Origin of the sequence: Ensifer sp. Root954 (assembly GCF_001429005.1) — a bacterium.
Classification (GTDB): domain Bacteria; phylum Pseudomonadota; class Alphaproteobacteria; order Rhizobiales; family Rhizobiaceae; genus Ensifer; species Ensifer adhaerens.
Map to the genome: position 1 here is coordinate 446,965 of NZ_LMJM01000025.1, position 18,210 is coordinate 465,174.

The window sequence follows — 18,210 nt, forward strand, 5'->3', positions numbered from 1 at the left end:
TCAGTCGCAATCGGGTTTGTCGAGTTCGACCTCGAACTGGCGCGGGCCGACAACGCCAGGCTTTGCCGGCAGACCGACGATCCTTGCGATCACCGTGCATTTGCCGGCGACGACGGCATAACGGTCGCGGCCCTGGCTGATGACCTTGTCGATCGGGTGTTTGGGAACGGCGACGGCGACCGCGTTGATGACCGCGTTCAGTTCGCGGGCACGCTGAAAATTTGGCGCAAGGGCGGCATTGGCCTGACCGGTGGCAAGGACGAGGACGAGGCAGGCGACGGCGGATCGGGCGAACATGGCAAGCTCCTGTTTGGAAGAGGCAAGCATGATCGCCCGGCAGATTCAAGGACAGCGATCGGCCGGGCCGTCGATGGGAACGGCTCGTTGACAGGGGGTGATCCGAAGACGATCCTCGGCCAGCTTCGCCTCCAGCCTCTCGAACGGTCCGATGACATCCGAAACGCCGATACAGGAAACGCCGCTTGCGGGCGGGAACGTCAATGCCGGCGTCGTACGCGTGGGCGATACGGTGCGCCGCGCCACGCGCCCTGAGAGCGCGACCGTTCACCGGCTGCTCCTCCGTCTCGAGGCAAAGGGCTTTGCGGGATCGCCGCGGTTCCTGGGCCTCGACGGCCAGGGGCGAGAGATGCTGAGCTTTGTTGAAGGCGATGCCGGTGTCTCTTCCGACATCTGGCTTTGCGAGGATGCGCTGATTGCCGCAGGGCGGCTGCTTCGCGCCTATCATGACGCGACGGCCGAATTCGACTTCGGCGCGGCGGATCGCTGGGCCTTTAGATATCCGGATCGGCGTCGATGGGAGGTCATTTGCCACAATGATTTTGCGCCGTACAATCTCGTTTTTCGGGCCGGCGAACCGGTGGGGATCATCGACTTCGATCTCGCCGGTCCCGGGCCGCGGCTGCGCGACCTTGCCTATCTCGCCTATTGGACCGTGCCGCTTTCCTTCCATTCCGATGACTTGAAGGCAGCGGCGCTGGCGGATCTCGATGATGGCAGCCGGCGGCTGAAACGGCTGTGCGCGACCTACGGTCTTGCCTCGGACGATGCGTTGCTTGGGATGGTCGCCGATGTGCTCGGGCATATGGGCGACGAGGCGGCGATGCTGGCAATGATCGGCGCGGCCGCGACCGAGCGGCTGAAACGGGACGGGCATCTCGATCACTGGCGGCGAGAGCGGGACGCCTTCGAGCGCCATAGGACGCTATTGTCCCGAAACCTTGTCTGACGACCGGCGAAGCGGCGGGGCGAGCCGATAGCGTTCGCGAAAAAGAATTTTTGCCTACTGAAATAAACCATTGAGTTAAATGAAACTGGTTGTTATAAACAACCGGTGTTCCGCTTTTATGCGGTTGAGGAGGAACGGGGCGGTCGCCTCATCGACAGGAGGATAAGATGAAGCTTTATCAGGGCATGGGACCGAATTCGTATCGCGTGCGCATCTTCATGGCGGAGAAGGGGATCTCGCTGCCGATGGTGGATGTCGATTTCGCCAAGGGCGAGCACAAGGCGCCGGAGTTTCTCGCCGTCAACTCGCTCGGTCAGATCCCGGTTCTGGAACTCGACGACGGCACTGTTGTCACCGAGAGCGTCGCGATCTGCCGCTATCTCGAAGAGACCACGCGCGAGGCGCAGCTCTTCGGCCATGACGCCGTCAGCCGCGCCAAGGTGGAGATGTGGAACCGGCGCGCCGAACTGGTGATCCTCGGTACCGTCGGCAATGTGGCGCTGCATTCGGACGCGTTCTTTGCCGAGCGGCTGACGCAGTTTCCGGCTTTTGCCGAGACCGAGCGGGCGGCGGTGCCGCAGAAATGGGGCTGGCTCGACGATGAGCTCTCGGATGGAAGGCCGTTCCTGGCAGGCGACGAATTCTCGATCGCCGACATCACCGCAGGGGTCACCGCCTGGCTCTGCGAGGTCTTCGGCATGGAAATCCCGGCTTCCGCAAAAAACGTCCAGCGCTGGCTGGAGCGGGTGCGTTCGCGGCCGAGTTTTGAGGCCTAAGGGACAGCCTGTGGCAGGGGCGGTTTCGCGCAGTCTTAGGGTGGCGAGATCGGCCCCTCATCCGGCCTGCCGGCCACCTTCTCCCCGTGGTCGCGGGGAGAAGGAGGGACGTGGCGGCCGCTCGTTCCTTCGGCCAATGTGACAGCCGCGTTGCCCGTCGGCAGGTCTCGACCTGGGAGCCAGCCGTCGTCCGCGTTCCCTCTCCCCGCAGGCGGGGAGAGGGTCAGGGTGAGGTGATGGCATGCGCTATAGAATTGATTATTTTGTAGATTTCCCCATTCTGCCGACGAAACCCAGCGGCCGAATTCCCGCCTCTGCGCCCCCGCTAAAATTCATATGTGGATAGGCGCGTCGCCCTTTTTGCTTGCCTTCTCCATGGCTTTTTTCAATTCCTAAAATACAAGCTGCCCGATTCGCCGCTGCCGGGCGCCTGCAAGGCGCTGGCTCTAGGAGACAAGCCATGACCGATTTCAAGAAGCCCACGATCACCGAAATGCGCCCGAAGATCACCGTGATCGGGGTCGGCGGCGGTGGCGGCAACGCCATCAACAACATGATCAACGAAGGGCTTCAGGGCGTCGATTTCGTGGTCGCCAACACCGACGCGCAGGCGCTCGCCATGTCGAAGTCGTCGCGCATCATCCAGCTCGGCGCCGCCGTGACCGAAGGCCTCGGCGCGGGCTCGCTGCCGGATGTCGGCCGGGCGGCGGCGGAAGAATCGATCGACGAGATCATGGATCACCTCGGCGGCACGCATATGTGCTTCGTCACCGCCGGCATGGGCGGCGGTACCGGCACGGGCGCGGCCCCAGTAATTGCGGCGGCGGCACGCAAGGCCGGCATCCTTACGGTCGGCGTCGTCACCAAGCCCTTCAGCTTCGAAGGCAAGCGCCGCATGGAAACGGCCGAGCAGGGCATCGAGCGGCTGCGCGAGGCGGCCGATACCGTCATTGTCATCCCCAACCAGAACCTCTTCCGCATCGCTGACGCCAAGACCACCTTTGCCGATGCCTTCGTGATCGCCGACCGGGTGCTCTATTCGGGCGTTGGCTGCATCACCGACCTGATCGTCAAGGAAGGCCTGATCAACCTCGACTTCGCCGACGTGAAATCTGTCATGAAGGGCATGGGCCGGGCGATGATGGGCACCGGCGAGGCGACCGGCGAGGGCCGCGCGCTGAAGGCGGCCGAAGCCGCCATCGCCAACCCGCTGCTCGACGAAGTGTCGATGCGCGGCGCCCGCGGCGTGCTGATCTCGATCTCCGGCGGCATGGACATGACGCTGTTCGAGGTGGACGAAGCCGCGACCCGCATCCGCGAAGAGGTCTATGACGAAGCCGACATCGTCGTCGGTTCGATCTTCGACCGTACGCTCGACGGTACCTTCCGCGTGTCCGTCGTTGCGACCGGCCTCGACGGCGCGCGCTCATCCGCCAACCCGGCCGGTGCCGCCGTCGGCCAGCCGGCGGCAGAACCTGCACCGACCCGCACGCTGCAATAGCATAAGCATCCATCGCCTGCTTCAAGGACCCTCCCGATGTGATGACGCCATATCGGGAGGGTTCTTGCGTTTGGGGGCTCGAATGAGCGACGAGGGTGTGCCCGCCGATGAGGCGGCAAAGCACGCGCCAGCGGCACCAGGCCGTGCGGCGAGAGCGGTGATGGCGGCTGAGGCGGTGCTTGCGGAACGCTTTCCGCAGGCGATCTTTGCGATCGTCGCGGGCTCGATCCTGCGCGGCGAGGGTACGCAGACCTCGGATATCGACCTGGTGGTGCTGCACGAGGCCCTGCCGGCCGCCTGGCGGGAAAGCTTCCATTTCGACGGTTTTCCGATCGAGGCCTTCGTGCACGACTTCGAGACGCTCAACTGGTTTGTCGACCAGGATATGGCGGGCGGTTGCCCGGTGCTTGCGGACATGGTGGCGGGCGGCGTTGCTATCGGGCCTGAGCGGGCGCGTGCCGAAGCGGTTCAGGCCGGGGCGCAACAGCGCCTGGAACGAGGGCCGGCGCCGCTGACGCCTGAGATACGCGACCGACTACGCTACCAGATCACCGATCTGGTGGATGATCTGCGCGATGCACGCCCGGCCGCCGAGATCCGCGCCATTGCCGCCGAACTGGCGAAGCCGCTCGCCGATCTGATGCTGCTCGGCCGCGGGCGATGGTCTGGGCGCGGCAAATGGCTGCCGCGGTTGCTCGTCCGGGCGGACGCGTCGCTTGCCGAACGCTTCGACACGGCATTGCGCCACGCGGGCGCAGGACAGGCAGCAGAGCTGATCCGGCTTGCCGAGCTGGAACTGGCGCCGCATGGCGGGCCGTTGTTTGCCGGCGACCGTCGGACGGCGCCGCCGGATGCCCGGCGTCCTGGTCTTCTCGCGCAGTGAATGCGCCGGCTTGTGGGATGGCCGCCTCCGATGCCTTGGGCGCGGGTGGGGACATGATCTGTTTGCGAGAAACCGCCGGGACGCTTCAACACGAGCGCCGGCGCCCGCATGGCTGACGGCCGCCAAGTTCTGGGTGAGCCAACAGCTACGGCGAGTGCAGAGGCGAGGCCTTTGGCCTTCACTTGCTGCGCGGAGGGCGTGGCTCCCGGCGCTCAGCCTCCTCGACCACGGAGAATGGAAGCTCCTCGTACATCGAGCGGTTGAACTCGGCGAAGGTCAGCCTGCCATCGATGAACACTTTGAAGTAGCGCCGGCAGACGTCCTCCGCCATTTCTTTCCGGCTGGAATAGGGCGTTCCCTCAAGCGCATTGTCCTTTAGGTCGGGCAGGTACTCCGATACGCATGCCTCTACATATTGCCGCTGCGCGCCCGGGCGCTTGCGCAACGCGGAGATCGTCCACTCATATTTGGAATGGCTCATATATTGCTCGGTTCGCGGCGCGAACAGGACGATGGCGATTGCGCACAGCAGAGCGACAAACATGCCGCCGGCGACGAGACGAAAGTCCATTTATTCAATCGTATAAATTGTTGCCCATGTCTATGTAAGACAACTTTAGCGGTTAGCAAGAGGCGCGCTTAGGCGTCGAGTGGTTTCACGAAATGTTCCTCCCCCATTTGGGGGAGGAGGCTACGGGAAAACCACTTTCGTGCTTGGACCGTTCTCCCATCGTTCGGTGTCTATTAGAGGTTGCGAAATTGGGCGCTCCCAATTGCGCCCTCGGCCGGAGCGGGGACGGGCGGGCAGGGCACGATCGGTGGCGGGGCTATGTCGCTGCGCCTGCGGGGCAGCTGCCAGAGACGCCTGGGATGGAAACGGTAAGGGTCGGCGGGCCGCGACCGATGTCCTTCGCGCCGACTGGACAAAGCAATCCCTGTGGTGGCGCTTCGAGTGCGAGTGCCGTCTTCAGCCAGAGATGGGGAGGATGGAGAGCTGTGGCGCCGGGCCGGAGCATCGTTTTGCTACCGGCAGCACGATCAGGGGGAGGTTCTTAAAGGGCGGCGAGCTGTTCGGCTGTTGCAACGATCTGCGTGTTGCCAAGCGAATGATCGGCATATTTGAACACCAGGATGCTCATGACTGAGGCGACAAGGGCTACCAGGATGATGCGCATGGCGTTGCTCCGACTTCCTTCTTGCCTGGCCTTGATCCTTCGTTGCGCCGGGCGGTGATCGATCCGGAAGCCCTGTGCTTTCCGGTCAAAGGCCTTCCGGCCTTTTGTTGAACCTGTTCTAGCAAATGGGCGGGGCCGACTATTGTTCCCGTGGGGACAGCGGGAAATCGCGGAGGCATGCAGCTTTTCGGTGTGCTCCAGCCCGTCCTGGGCCGGAGATTTCCCCGGGGAGCTACACGCCGTGTTGAAGCGGTTGCGCGAGACCGACGGATCGGAGTTGCGGCCGGCCACCGAGAAGTTCAACGGGCGGCTGAAGGGGCGCAGCCGTGTGAATTCGGACGCGTGAGGAGCGCTTCGCATCTCCTCGGGCTTCTGGACCTTCGATGTCGATTTGAAGAGATGGCCGCCGAACGGCTCTACAGGCCGAGGATCCAGAAGACGACGCCGAACAGCACGATGAATGCGCCGACGGCCAGCAGGAAGCGGGCCATGCCGGTGTTGGTGTCCTTCGTGCCGACGAGACAGTACCAGAGGTGATCGTTATCCATTCCTGACGCTCCATCGAAAGGCGCTGCTGCCGCGCCCGCGCGACCCACCATACACGCAAAGGTCGTCGCGGCACTTGAATGATTGCGTGTCCTCGTCGCCGGACCGAGATCGGTGGAGGACGCGTGCCGTTGGCGGACACGGCATGTCGCAGCTCGGTTGCTCAAGGACAGGGTGGGGCAGGTTGTGTCTCGCGGCAGCTACGGCATGTCCATGCCGCTGTCGCCATCGACTGCCTGCTTATCCCTCCGCCTCCGCCGTTTCGGCCGCTGCCGGCTTTTTCGCCAGCGCCAGGTTGGCGGCGGCCGCTTCCGCCTCGGCTGCACCGGCAGCGCCGGAGCGCACGGTGACGGCGTTGGAGGCGAGGTCGAGGCCGGCTTCGCGCAGCGCCGGCAGCAGGCGCTTCATCGACTCGCGCTGCAGGATGCTGGGGTTGCCGGGGCGGGCGGTGAACTTGAGGCGCACGACGAGCGAGTTTTCGGTGACGTCCTGGATGCCTTGCATCTTCAAGGGCACCAGGAATTCGCCGCCGATCTCGGGATCCTCCAGCATGGCAAGGCCGACCTTCTTGATGGTCTTGCGGATTTTCTCGGGGTCGGCATCGCGCTCGAATTTCAACTCGAACTTCACCGTGCTCCAGTCGCGGCTGAAATTGGTGACCGCCTGAAGCTGGCCATAGGGGATCGTGTGGATCTGGCCGTTCTGGTGGCGCAGCCGGAGCGAGCGCAGCGAGATGCGCTCGACCGTGCCCTTGAGCTTGCCGGTATCGACATATTCGCCGACGCGGAAGGCATCGTCGGCGATGAAGAAGATGCCGGAGACGACGTCCTTCACCAGCGTCTGCGAGCCGAAGGAAAGGGCGAGACCCAGCACGCCGAAGCCGGCGATCAGCGGCGCAATATTGATGCCGAGTGCGGAAAGGATGACGAGGCTGGTGACGGCGAAGATACCGCCGAAGATGAGGTTGCGGACGAGCGGCAGGATGGTCGAAATCCGGCTTTGCTGGTGGACCACCGTATCGTCCTCGCTGTCGCCGGGCAAAGCGAGGCGGGCGGTGGGCGCGAAGGCCTCGAAGCTCTTCCAGAGGAAACTGCAGATCACCCAGCTCGCGACCACCGCAAGGCTGATGCGCTCGAGGATGACGATCCAGCCGATGGCACCGGCCGTATCATGCTGGACGAGCACCGGGCGCCAGAGCGTGATGATCAGATGCAGGCCGATCAGCCAGATGGCGCCGGCAAGCGCCGTCTGGACGCTGCCCGAAATCGCCGCGTGCAGCGCATGGGAGGCCGGCGTGCGCCGGCGCTCGGCGGCAGCCCCCGCCAGCGAATGGATGCCGAAGGCAAGGATCGGAAGCGCGAGCAGGATGATCTGTGTCGTGCCGCCGGCAAAGCTCCAGGCGGCGCTGTTCGGGCTGCCGGCAACGATGACGCTCATCAGCCAGAGCACGATGGCGCTTGCCGCATAGAATTCGGGCACGCCGAAGGCGATGGCGCGGCGCACCGGGCCTGGGTTTTCACCGGCAAACACCGTGCGGATATCGCCGGCGCCGGCGATGAACCAATAGAGTTTCAACAGCGTCAAAAGGGTCACGCCGATCAACAGCCAGCCATCGGTTGCAGCGTTCTCCAGTCCGCGCTGGTGGGCAAAGCGCAGGCTGGCGCCGAGGATGGCGCCGATCGCCCCATAGGCGGTCAGCATGTTGGCGTGGAAGCGCGGGTGGGCGATATCGAGCAGGCGGATCTCGGGCCGCGTCGGCGCAAACAGGAAGCGGGCGCCGACCGCATAGACCACGGAGGCGAGGGCGATGGTGATGAGGGCGTGGGCGAGTTCGGCAGAGGCAGTGGCCGGCGTCAGGAACAGGCGGGCAACGGCATGCGCGGCCACGGCGAAGATCGCCAGATAGGCGATGTCGAAGCCAAGCCGGATCAGCGAGGCGCGCATGCGGTGGAGCAGATCGACCACTTCGAACGAGGCGCCGAACAGCCGGTGGATGAGGAGCCGGCTGGCAAAGGCGGCGGCAAGGCCGGCTGCGACGGCGAGCAGGGCCACGGCTGTTACCGAAACCACCGACCAGCCCTCGGCGCGGATGCCTGCCGCAACGTCAGCCATCACCCCGGCGATGCCGGACATACCGGCAACGCCCATCTGCAAGCCATTGACAAAACGAGCGGAAAGCGTGTCGAGCGTGTCCGGCTGATCGGGCGAGGACGTTGGTTCAGGCGTCGTGGTTGCGGGTGCAGCCTGATGCGTGGCCGCGCCCCCCGACGCGGGCGCCGGTGCCGCGACGCCAGCGCCAGCGGGCGTCGCCGTTTCGCCCGAGGCCTGCGCCGCAGCGTCGCGCCACTCGACGGTCACCGACCCGCCGGCCTTGGCGGCGGCGCGCAAGATCTCCTCGATCTCGGCAGCACTCTGGCCGGGTGTGAGGATCACGGTGACCGGCGGAGGGGTCGTCTCGGCGAGTGCGGGCAGGGCGAGGGTCAGGACGAGAACGAGGCCCGCCAGCAGATGGCGGCAGAGGAGGTGGAAACGCAGCATGAAATTCATCCATCAAAATCGGTTGTCCGCCCTGCGGCCTTGTCCATCACATTACATAACGTTCTAAAATTCCAATCGAATTTTGTGGGGCGGGATGGGGACAGGGCCGCCGCTCACCAAGGGTTGCCCTGCGCCGAAGCTGCCCCCTCACTGTCTTGCCGGACATCTCTCCCCGCCAAGCGGGGAGAGAGACGCTGGGCGGACGCTCCGGTGCCAGGTCCTCCGGCCTACTTCGTCGTGTAGCCGCCATTCACCAGGATCGTCTGGCCGGTCATCCACCAGCCGTCGGAGACGAGGAAGCGGATGTAGGGGACGATGTCCTCGATGTCGGTGAGGCCGGTCCTGGAGAAGGCCGAAAGGGCCGATGCGGTTTTGTGATAGGCGACGGCGTCGGCGCCTTCGGCCGGGTAGAAGAAGGGCGTATCCATCGGGCCGGGTCCAATCGCGGTCACGGAGATGCCGCGCGCGCCGAACTCCTTGGCTGCTGCCCGGGTGAAGTGCTCCACCGGCGCCTTGGTGCCGGCATAGGCCGCATAGAAGGGCGTGAAGGCGCCGAGCAGCGAGGTGACCAGCGTGCAGACCTTGCCGTTGTCGCTGACGTGCCTGCCGGCCTCGCGCAGGAAGAAGAATGCGGACTTCGAATTGACCGCGCTCATCTCGTCGTATTCGGCCTCGGTGATCTCGACGAAGGGCTTTTTCAGCACCTTGCCGACGGTGTTGACGGCGATGTCGATGCTGCCGAGCGCCGCCTTGGCGTCGGCAAAGAGCTTTTCGACATTGGCGGCGCTGGTGAGATCGCCGGAGAAGGCGTGGGCCGCGGCACCGGTCGCCTTGATCGCCGCCACGGTTTCATCGGCTGCCGCCTTCGTCGCCGCGCTGTTGTAATGGATCGCGACGCCACGGGCGCCGTGTGCGGCAAGATCGCGTGCGAGCAGGCCGCCGAGGTTCTTCGCGCCGCCGGCGATGAGGACGGTTTTGCCGTTGATGCTGTGGTCTGCCATGGGTTTCTCCTGTTGTGGCCGCCTGGTTGCGGATGCTTTCGTTCGGCGGGCGGGGCTACGCATTTGCCCGAGATCGCCCCGCTCTCCAGTACGGGCCGCCTGTGCGACCGCCGCTCGTTGCGGACGTCGTGTCTCTTGCTTCATGGGGTGCGGGCCTTATCGCCGCCGACGTGAGCGGTCGGTGATGCGACCGGCATCGCGACCAGGAGAATATCGTCGGCGCTGCTGGCATAAAGTCCCCGAACGTGACATGACTTGTCAGGAATTACGAACAATGGGAGTGAGGCGTCGCGCGCCGGCATGGACAGGATCGAGCTTTTCCGCATCTTCACCCGTGTCGTCGAAAGCGCGAGTTTTACCCGCGCGGCCGACACGCTGGGCCTGCCGCGCTCCTCGGTTTCGGCGGCGGTGCAGACGCTCGAAACATGGCTCGGCACGCGACTTCTCCATCGTACCACGCGCAAGGTTGCGCCGACGCAGGATGGGGCAGCCTTCTACGAGCGCTGCCTGCGGCTGATTTCCGATATGGACGAGGCGGAGAACCTGTTTCGCCGCGACACCTCCGGCCCGACCGGACGGCTGCGGGTCGACCTGCCGAGCCGCATCGGCCGGCTGATCGTGGCGCCGGCGCTGCCGGAGTTCCTGGCGCGGTACCCCGGCATCGACATCGATCTCGGCATGACCGACCGGGCCGTGCACCTGATCGAGGAAAGTGTCGACTGCGCGCTGCGCGTCGGACCGCGCGAGGATTCAAGCCTGATTGCCCGGCCGTTCGGCACGCTCCGGCTGATCAATGTCGCAAGCCCCGACTATCTTGCCCGCCATGGCACGCCCGCAACGCCCGCCGTTCTCGAAAGCCATTTCGCCGTCAACTATGCCTCGCCCTCAAGCGGGCGGGTGGAGGACTGGGAATGGATCGAGGCGGGCGAGGTGCGCACGGTTCAGGTGCCGGGTCGGGTCAGCGTCAACAGCGCGGAAGGCAGCATCGCCTGCTGCCTTGCCGGCCTCGGCCTCATCCAGATCCCGGCCTATGATGTGATCGATCACATCCGAGAGGGCCGGCTGGTCGAGGTGATGCCGCATCACGTCGCCGCGCCGATGCCGATGGCTTTGCTCTACCCGCACCGCCAGCATCTGTCGCGCCGGCTCAAGGTGTTTGCCGACTGGTTGGAGGGGCTGATGCGGGGGGTGATTGCGGCGTGAGGGGCGTAAGGTCCTGCAGCGGAGAGGAAGCCGATGCGGGACTTTTTTTGCATCGTGGCTCCGGTGAAGAAAATATCTAAATATCCGAGAGACCAGTTTGCGAAGAATTATTAGAATTTCTGCCGAAGATCTAGCTATTGTCTCTCTGTCGCTTCTTATCTCCAAGTTGAAAGGAGTGTTTGTGTGGGCTTGTTGTCTAAATTACTGGCAATGTCCAAGCGCTACGGATCGAGGGTTGCTCATCCCGTTTTTTCCGTTTGGACGGATGAGATCGTAGAGCTGATAGATTTTGAGACCAAATATAAATACGGGAAGGTCTCGTTTCAGCTGCGAAAAGATAAATCATCCGGCGCCGAATACCTGATGATGGAGCATCGAGGCCCCGAAGGGTTTATATGGGTTCCGATCGTAGCAAGCGACGCCAAGAAGCTATCGAAATTTTTGATGGAAAAATTCGATAACGAATACTGAGCGAAGGCTCAAACAGGATCCATCCTCTTCCGGACGCGCGGCGAACGCACGAAGTAAGCTTTAGCTAGTCGTCTGATGACACCGCCTGCCGTTCCACGGCAGGAACTCGGATCCGCCGGCATTCCACTTGCCGTCGAATTCGGAGAAATCCGGCGTGAAGGTGACGATCAGCTGGCCGTAGCCGTATTTGTCGCGCCACATGAAGCTTCGGGTGAGATCGCTGCCGTCGCCATCGTCGCCGGTTTCGGCGAGTTCACCGTCGACGGACTGGCCCTGATCGGAAAACACGTATTTGCCGACGACCGTACCATCGGCAGCGGTTTCGAAATGCGTCTCGGCGTCCGAGAGCACGCCGGCGGAGGAAAGCTGGCCGCAATAGGTGCCCGAGGGCGCGGTGCTCGTCTCGCCTGCCATCGCCGCAGAGGCGGATGCGGCCACAAGCAGCAGCGCGGCGGTGAAGGAAAGGCTTGCAGGCAACGCGGCACCTTTGGCGTTTCGGGATGTCGCGGTCTCTCGTGATCGCCTGGCAGCAGCGAGTCGCGACGGTTGTCGTCATGGACAGTCATTCGGGATGCAAAATCAAGATGCTCATGCGTCCAGCGCCGGCGCGGTTCTGACGCTGGCGTCGCCGAACAGGCGTCCCTTCTCGGCGACGAGGAAGCAGGCGAGTATCGGAGCGCGATGTGCTTCCACATCGCGCTCCGAGGCATGTCGTCAGGTCAATCAGCTTGCATCAAAGCCCGCGTGGAAGCTGACGCGCCCTGACGGTACCGGACCTTCGAACGCCGTTGCCATGAAGTATTCGGCCGGAACGCCTTCAAGGCGCAGGGCGGCGTGGTTCTCGAAGCCGAAGCGTTTGTAGTAGTCGGGCTCGCCGAGGACGACGCAGCCCTTGGCGCCGGTCTTTGCAAGGCGCGCAAGGCCTTCGCGGATCAGCCTGCCGCCGGTGCCGCTCTTCTGGCGGTCGGGCCTGACGGAGACGGGGCCGAGACCGAACCAGCCCTTGTCCTTCCCGTCGATCGTGACCGGGGAGAAGGCGACGTGACCGATGATTTCGCCCTGGTCGAGGGCGACCAGCGAGATCGTCAAGGCGCCAGCGTTGCGCAGCGCGTCGATGATTTCGGCCTCCGTCTGGCTGCTATAGGCCATCGGCGCAAAAGCGGCCTTGGTGATCTGCCGGATGGTTGCGATGTCAGTCGCTCGTTCGGATCGTATGTCGATGGTGGTCATTGTCAAAAACCTGTTCTTGAAACCCTTCAGTCGCGCGCTGTCGACCGCGAACGACGGGTATCGTTCGCCGGTGGCGCGGTTTCGCGTCTCGACCGATCGAGACGCTCAGTGGGTGAGAACAAGCTCCAGCATCGACAATTCCTCTGCTCAGTTCAGGCGAGCAGGTTCGGTATAGGGCCAGGCCTTTGCCATGGTCAACAGGCGGCTCTGGTAGCGCAACGCGTTCACGCGGCGGCCGGTTGAGGTCCGTTCCCGCTTCGTCGTTCGCGCCTGTTGCCTGCGTCCTAGTTTTCCTGAACCGAAACGCCGTCCTGGCCGATCTTGATCTCGACGCCCGGCTTCGTCTCTTCCTGGTAGACATAGATGCCGAGGCCGACGACGGCGACGGCAAGCAGGGCGATGACGAGATAGAGGCCGTTTCGGTTCATGCGGAACTCCTTTTTCGCGGTTTCGTCAGGGAAATAGGAGCTTCTCAAGGAAAGACAACGGGATAGCGACGAACATGCGCACGGAGGGTGGCCCGGCCAAGCGACTGAGGGGGCCGATTTGACCACTATGCTGGCGTCTGTGTGGCCGCGCAGGGGAACCTCAGCGCGCCCGCAGCGCCTTCTATTCCTGTGGCGTACAAAGGTTGATTTGCCTGCATTGGTTGATTTTCGCTAATTGAGGCAAATAGATTGAACACGCGAATGACCGAATGCGGATGGTGGCCGGAATAATGGTGCTTGGAAGTTTCTACCGAAAAACCTTCGACATGGACCATTCGGACACGAGCGCCGCGGCGTTCTTCTCACGCGTGATCAAGCTCGTGCTCTCCTTCTGGGCGGCCGAGTTCTTCATGACCGGCGGGCTCTGGGTGGTGCTGGGCGTCAATCCGGTCGACTACGCACCGATCAAGCTCGTGGTGTCGCTGGTTTGCGTGCTGATCACGCTGATGATTTCGCACATCGTGGCGATGATGCGCGCGCGGAACATCGCAGCCCAGGTTTTCGTGTCGGCCGTCCTGTCCATTCTGGCGTCGACGGTTGCAACCACCATCGACTATCACCTGTTCACCTATGTGAAGCCCGCAGTCGGTGTCGACTATACGATCGAGAACTTCTGCTACACGCTGTTTTACGGCGTCTCGCTGTTCTTCGGCTGGTCCTGCTTCTTCATCGCCTACATGTACAATCTGAAGGTCCGGGCGCAGGAGCGCCGGCTGGCGATCTCGCGCGAAGAGGCGCTGACCGCGAAGATGCAGGCGCTCTACTACCAGATCAATCCGCACTTCCTGTTCAACACGCTGAACTCGATCGTCGGTCTGATCGAGGAGGGCGCCGCCTCTCAGGCGAGCCGCGTGGTGCTTTCGCTGTCGTCGTTTCTGCGAAAGACGCTGGAGATGGATCCTCTGCGGGATCTGGCGCTTTCGGAGGAACTGGCGCTGCAATCGGAATATCTGGCGATCGAGAAAGAGCGGTTCTCCGATCGCATCAGCGTCACGCTCGACATTCCGCAGGAGCTGAGAACGGCGCTGGTGCCGAGCCTGATCCTGCAGCCGCTCGTCGAGAATGCCGTGAAGCATGGGCTCGGGCGCTCGTCCGGCGATCTGAAGATCACGATCAGCGCGTCGCAGGAGGAAGACCGGCTGCAGCTTTCGGTCGACAACGTGTCCGATGCCGGCGAAGTCCTGCCGATGGTCAATCGATCCGGGCTCGGTGTGGGGCTTGCGAATGTCGAAGAGCGTGTCAAGGCGCGCTTCCCCGAGGGCGGTTCGCTCATCGCCGGACCGGTCTCCCCGGCCCATTTCCGCGTGACCCTGACCATGCCGTTGAGGGCACCCGCCGCCGATCGGCTTGCCGATGCTGCCATCAACGCCGCGCCGGCCGTGACGGCCTGAACGGGGTGCGACAATGGCTGGCGCGCGCCCCTGGGAGGCGCGCGACGGGAGTAACAGGGGTGGCTCGCGTTCAGACCGAACGCGTCAGGCCGCCATCCACCTTCAGGTTCTGGCCGGTGATGTAGGCGGCACCATCAGAGGCGAGGAAGGCGACGGTGGCGGCGATCTCGGCGCTGGTGCCGTAGCGCTTCATCGGCACGGCATCGCGGCGCTCTTCGGTCGCCGGCAGGCTGTCGATCCAGCCGGGCAAAACGTTGTTCATGCGCACATTGTCGGCCGCATAGGTGTCGGCGAAGATCTTGGTGTAGGAGGCAAGACCGGCGCGGAAGACGGCGGAGGTCGGGAACATCGGCGAGGGCTCGAAGGCCCAGGCGGTGGAGATGTTGATGATCGCGCCCGCCTTCTGCTTCTGCATGATCGGCGTGACGAGGCGGACCGGGCGGATGACGTTCATCAGGTAGACGTCGAGGCCGGTGTGCCACTGCTCGTCGGTGATTTCGAGGATCTGGGCGCGCGGGCCATGGCCGGCGCTGTTGACCAGCACGTCGATCCGGCCCCATTTTTCCATGGCCGCATCGACAAGACGCTTCAGGTCGTCGTTCGACTGGTTGGAGCCGGTGATACCGATGCCGCCGAGCTCGGCGGCGAGCGCCTCGCCCTTGCCGGAGGAGGAGAGGATCGCAACCTTGTAGCCGTCGGCTGCCAGACGCCTGGCGCTCTCGGCACCCATGCCTGAGCCACCGGCGGTGATTACGGCCACTTTTTCTACTGCCATTTTACCAATCTCCTCATCCATATTCGTGGAATGCCGCTTTCGCGGGTGCTGCCATTGAAATACCATCTCCTCCATGCGACGACGAAGCAATTTCGCTTTCATATGGCAGTAGAAAAACTATCCGATGAGTGATGCACCGGGAAAGCTCCCTTCGCTGAATGGGGTGAAAGTGTTCGAGGTGGCCGCGCGCCACCTGAACTTTCGCCTCGCAGCCGAGGAACTGGGCGTGACGCAAGGGGCCGTCGCCCAGCAGATCCGCGGGCTCGAGGCCGAGCTTGGGGTCAAGCTCTTCGAGCGGTTGCCGCGCGCGCTGGCGCTGACCGGCGAGGGACGCGCCTATATCGCCGATGTCAGGCGGGCGCTGGAGATCATCGCGCGGGCGACCGACGGGCTGAAGCCCCAGCCGGTGCGGCTGACGATCAGCACCACCCCGTCCTTCGCGTCGCGCTGGCTGATCCCGCGCCTGCCGGATTTCACCGTGCGGCATCCGGATCTCGACCTGCATATTCTGGCGACCGACCGCATGTCCAGCTTCCAGGCCGATGGCGTTGATCTTGCCGTGCGCTACGGGCGGCCACCCTTCGGGCCGGGGCTTGCGGTGGAACTGCTGTTCGAGCAGGAGATCGTCGCGGTCTGCAGCCCGATGCTGCTTGCCGGGCGGCCGGCGCCGAAAAACGCCGAGGAACTGGCCGGCTACACGCTGCTGCACGACGCCCATAATTTCTGGCCGGAGTTCATCGAGCGGCATTTCGGCGGCAGCCGGCAGGCCTCGTTCAAGGGCATCAGCTTCAACCAGACTTCGCACGCGATCGAGGCGGCGACGGCAGGTCAGGGGATCGTTCTTGCCAACCGCGATTTCGTCGCGCGCGATCTCGCCGAGGGGCGGCTCATCCGGCTGTTCGAGGGCTCGATGACCGGGCCCTCGGATTTCTATCTGGTCTGGCCGCGCTACCGAAAGTCGCTCAGCCTTCAAACTGTGATCGCCTGGCTCAGTGACGAGGCGAAAAAGGAGCGGGGAGGCCCGACCGATCGGGGGCCTGCAAATGGGTGGCGGAGCGAGGGTTCCTGATCCGCGATCAGCGACGCAGCGCCGTGTCGAGCCGGTAGAGCAGGGCGTGAAACGCACCTTTGCTGGGCTTTCGTCCCGGCAACTTGCCGACGATGCCTCGGATCTCCGGCGACGCGGCGGCGATCAGTTGCCGAAGGTCGGCTTCGATGGTGGCGGCCTCGTCCGCCGCGCCGATCGAGAGCGCCTGGATGGCGTAGGCAGCCGGGCCGAGCACATGGTTGATCTGGTGCGGCGTTTCGATCGGATGGGTATAGGGCGCACCGGCCGCAGCAATGGCCGCGCGGGCGGCAGCCTTGGCGGCGGGATCGTCAACCGCGCGCGCCGCTGCCTGGGCGCCCCAGGCGGCTTTGCGCAAGGTGGCCGTGCGCGGACCGCCCCCGGAAAAGGCGACAGCCGCGGCGATCGCCTCGCGCGGCCGGGTATCGCCCGGTACCGCCGCCTCGAAGACCGGCAGCGCGCGCGCGGCGCACAGGACCGCCCAGCGGGTGATATGGCGCAGGTCGTCTTCGGTCAGGAGCGGTTGTGAGGCTTCGTCGATCATGGGGTGCTCATGGTGAACAGGCCGAATGCATATCATGCGGTCGCCACGTGACAAGCCGATCGGTTGTATAAAGGACGCAGGTTGCATCCCTTCATAAACGCCATATCTTTCACCGCCGAGCCATTTGCAGCCGCAAACTCAGGAAAAGGGAGGCTCCATGCCGGCCGTCGGTTCCGATTATGGCGATGTCGTTGCCTGGCGGCGCGACATTCATGCCCATCCGGAGTTGCAGTTCGACGTCCACAGAACGGCGGAGTTCGTGCGTTCCAAACTCGCCGCGTTCGGATGCGACGAGGTCGTGACCGGCATCGGTCGGACGGGCGTCGTGGGCGTTATCCACGGCCAGAAGCGGTCAAGCGGCAGGGTGATTGGCCTGCGGGCGGATATGGATGCCTTGCCAATCGAGGAGGCGACGGGGGCCGCCTGGGCGTCAAGGACAACGGGCGTCATGCACGCCTGCGGTCATGACGGCCACACGGCGATGTTGCTGGGGGCCGCGCGGGAATTGGCCGAGGCGCGAGCATTTGACGGCACGGCCGTGGTCGTCTTTCAGCCGGCCGAAGAGGGCGGCGGCGGTGGCAAGGCCATGGTCGACGATGGCCTTATGGAGCGTTTCGGAATCAACGAGATCTATGCCATGCACACGGAGCCCGGTTTGCCGATCGGGCAGTTTGCCACCGCTTGTGGACCTCTGGCCGCTTCGGCCGATGGCTTCAGGATCAGGGTCGACGGCAAGGGCGCGCATGGCGCTTCCCCGCACGTCAGCGTCGATCCGCTGGTGGTCGGCGCCAATATACTTCTGGCCTTGCAGACGATCGTCTCCCGCAACGTCCATCCGCGTCAGTGCGCCGTGGTCACGGTCGGCTGGATGGCAGGAGGCAAGGCCGGCAACGTCATCCCCCAATCGGCCGAGATGGGCGGGACGACCAGGACCTACGATCCCGGCACGAGAGACCTGATAGAGGCGCGCGTTACCTCCATCGCGCAACGGATTGCCGAGGCCTACGGAGCCAGCGCCACGGTCACCTACAAACGCATGTTTCCGCCGACCGTGAACCATGGAAGAGAGACCGCCTTTGCCGTCAGCGTGGCGCGATCCCTGGTCGGAGACGCGCACGTCAACGACGCCCTGGAGCCGCTGATGGGCTCGGAGGACTTTGCCTTCATGCTCGAAGCGCGCCCCGGCAACATCATGCTGATCGGTAATGGCGACAGCGCGTCGGTGCATGACGCGCGGTTCGATTTCAATGACGATGCCATTCCTTTCGGCGTGGCCTATTTCAGGGCCATCGTGGAGGGCAGAATGCCGCTCTGAGCGATCGGCCGGATGTCCATCGCGCTGCGGCTGCAGCGACGACATCAACGAGGTTTCCTGC

Annotated in this window: 20 protein-coding genes; 9 read left to right on the top strand and 11 right to left on the bottom strand. The window is 64.0% G+C overall.

The features are described from left to right. The gene (locus ASE71_RS21485) at positions 1–297 is read right to left on the bottom strand and encodes a hypothetical protein (protein WP_063891143.1); all 297 of its coding nucleotides are present in this window, start codon (positions 295–297) and stop codon (positions 1–3) included. A 151-nt stretch (positions 298–448) separates the two neighbouring features. Here ASE71_RS21485 and ASE71_RS21490 point away from each other — a divergent pair, with 151 nt between their 5' ends. From ASE71_RS21490 to ASE71_RS21505, 4 genes are all read left to right on the top strand, one after another. Then, positions 449–1,246: an aminoglycoside phosphotransferase family protein gene (locus ASE71_RS21490; RefSeq protein ID WP_060516107.1), complete on the top strand. Its 798-nt coding sequence runs from the start codon at positions 449–451 to the stop codon at positions 1,244–1,246. A 167-nt stretch (positions 1,247–1,413) separates the two neighbouring features. After that, positions 1,414–2,022 (top strand): glutathione S-transferase family protein, encoded by a 609-nt coding sequence (locus ASE71_RS21495; protein ID WP_060516108.1) that lies wholly within the window; start codon positions 1,414–1,416, stop codon positions 2,020–2,022. A gap of 460 nt (positions 2,023–2,482) precedes the next feature. After that, positions 2,483–3,523, top strand: a complete 1,041-nt coding sequence (ftsZ, locus tag ASE71_RS21500; protein ID WP_034793296.1) for a cell division protein FtsZ — start codon at positions 2,483–2,485, stop codon at positions 3,521–3,523. Positions 3,524–3,605: 82 nt separating this feature from the next. Continuing rightward, positions 3,606–4,406, top strand: coding sequence for a nucleotidyltransferase domain-containing protein (locus tag ASE71_RS21505; RefSeq protein WP_320410624.1), 801 nt, complete (start codon positions 3,606–3,608; stop codon positions 4,404–4,406). Positions 4,407–4,584: 178 nt separating this feature from the next. Here ASE71_RS21505 and ASE71_RS21510 read toward each other — a convergent pair whose 3' ends face one another. The 5 genes from ASE71_RS21510 to ASE71_RS21520 form a co-directional block, all read right to left on the bottom strand. Beyond that, positions 4,585–4,977, bottom strand: a complete 393-nt coding sequence (locus tag ASE71_RS21510; RefSeq protein ID WP_060516110.1) for a hypothetical protein — start codon at positions 4,975–4,977, stop codon at positions 4,585–4,587. A gap of 481 nt (positions 4,978–5,458) precedes the next feature. Continuing rightward, positions 5,459–5,581, bottom strand: a complete 123-nt coding sequence (locus tag ASE71_RS37390) for a hypothetical protein (protein ID WP_255380501.1) — start codon at positions 5,579–5,581, stop codon at positions 5,459–5,461. A 416-nt stretch (positions 5,582–5,997) separates the two neighbouring features. Beyond that, entirely contained in the window at positions 5,998–6,129 is a 132-nt protein-coding gene (locus ASE71_RS37395) for a hypothetical protein (RefSeq protein WP_255380500.1), read from the bottom strand. Between the two features lie 238 nt (positions 6,130–6,367). After that, positions 6,368–8,665, bottom strand: a complete 2,298-nt coding sequence (locus ASE71_RS21515) for a mechanosensitive ion channel family protein (RefSeq protein WP_156400687.1) — start codon at positions 8,663–8,665, stop codon at positions 6,368–6,370. 227 nt (positions 8,666–8,892) lie between these two features. Next, positions 8,893–9,666, bottom strand: a complete 774-nt coding sequence (locus ASE71_RS21520) for an SDR family oxidoreductase (RefSeq protein WP_060516112.1) — start codon at positions 9,664–9,666, stop codon at positions 8,893–8,895. A gap of 300 nt (positions 9,667–9,966) precedes the next feature. On the opposite strand from ASE71_RS21520, the gene ASE71_RS21525 reads away from it, so the two are divergent. Continuing rightward, positions 9,967–10,869 (top strand): LysR family transcriptional regulator, encoded by a 903-nt coding sequence (locus ASE71_RS21525; RefSeq protein WP_060516113.1) that lies wholly within the window; start codon positions 9,967–9,969, stop codon positions 10,867–10,869. 183 nt (positions 10,870–11,052) lie between these two features. Further along, positions 11,053–11,340 carry a hypothetical protein gene (locus tag ASE71_RS21530; protein ID WP_060516114.1) on the top strand — a complete coding sequence of 96 codons (288 nt, stop codon included), beginning with the start codon at positions 11,053–11,055 and terminating at the stop codon, positions 11,338–11,340. Between the two features lie 60 nt (positions 11,341–11,400). Here the strand turns inward: ASE71_RS21530 and ASE71_RS21535 are convergent, their stop codons facing one another. The 3 genes from ASE71_RS21535 to ASE71_RS36520 form a co-directional block, all read right to left on the bottom strand. Continuing rightward, entirely contained in the window at positions 11,401–11,817 is a 417-nt protein-coding gene (locus tag ASE71_RS21535) for a hypothetical protein (protein ID WP_060516115.1), read from the bottom strand. A gap of 246 nt (positions 11,818–12,063) precedes the next feature. Then, on the bottom strand, positions 12,064–12,561 hold the full coding sequence (locus tag ASE71_RS21540; RefSeq protein WP_060516194.1) for a GNAT family N-acetyltransferase: 498 nt from the start codon (positions 12,559–12,561) through the stop codon (positions 12,064–12,066). A gap of 293 nt (positions 12,562–12,854) precedes the next feature. After that, complete coding sequence (locus tag ASE71_RS36520; RefSeq protein WP_034793319.1) at positions 12,855–12,998, bottom strand: hypothetical protein; 144 nt, start codon at positions 12,996–12,998, stop codon at positions 12,855–12,857. A gap of 290 nt (positions 12,999–13,288) precedes the next feature. Here ASE71_RS36520 and ASE71_RS21545 point away from each other — a divergent pair, with 290 nt between their 5' ends. Beyond that, positions 13,289–14,449 carry a sensor histidine kinase gene (locus ASE71_RS21545; protein ID WP_060516116.1) on the top strand — a complete coding sequence of 387 codons (1,161 nt, stop codon included), beginning with the start codon at positions 13,289–13,291 and terminating at the stop codon, positions 14,447–14,449. 70 nt (positions 14,450–14,519) lie between these two features. On the opposite strand, the gene ASE71_RS21550 is transcribed toward ASE71_RS21545, so the two are convergent. After that, positions 14,520–15,224 (bottom strand): SDR family oxidoreductase, encoded by a 705-nt coding sequence (locus tag ASE71_RS21550; RefSeq protein WP_034793321.1) that lies wholly within the window; start codon positions 15,222–15,224, stop codon positions 14,520–14,522. A gap of 124 nt (positions 15,225–15,348) precedes the next feature. On the opposite strand from ASE71_RS21550, the gene gcvA reads away from it, so the two are divergent. Beyond that, on the top strand, positions 15,349–16,293 hold the full coding sequence (gcvA, locus tag ASE71_RS21555) for a transcriptional regulator GcvA (RefSeq protein WP_060516117.1): 945 nt from the start codon (positions 15,349–15,351) through the stop codon (positions 16,291–16,293). 7 nt (positions 16,294–16,300) lie between these two features. On the opposite strand, the gene ASE71_RS21560 is transcribed toward gcvA, so the two are convergent. Next, positions 16,301–16,834 carry a putative immunity protein gene (locus tag ASE71_RS21560; protein WP_060516118.1) on the bottom strand — a complete coding sequence of 178 codons (534 nt, stop codon included), beginning with the start codon at positions 16,832–16,834 and terminating at the stop codon, positions 16,301–16,303. Between the two features lie 157 nt (positions 16,835–16,991). Here ASE71_RS21560 and ASE71_RS21565 point away from each other — a divergent pair, with 157 nt between their 5' ends. Beyond that, complete coding sequence (locus ASE71_RS21565; protein ID WP_060516119.1) at positions 16,992–18,149, top strand: M20 aminoacylase family protein; 1,158 nt, start codon at positions 16,992–16,994, stop codon at positions 18,147–18,149. Positions 18,150–18,210: the final 61 nt, after the last annotated feature.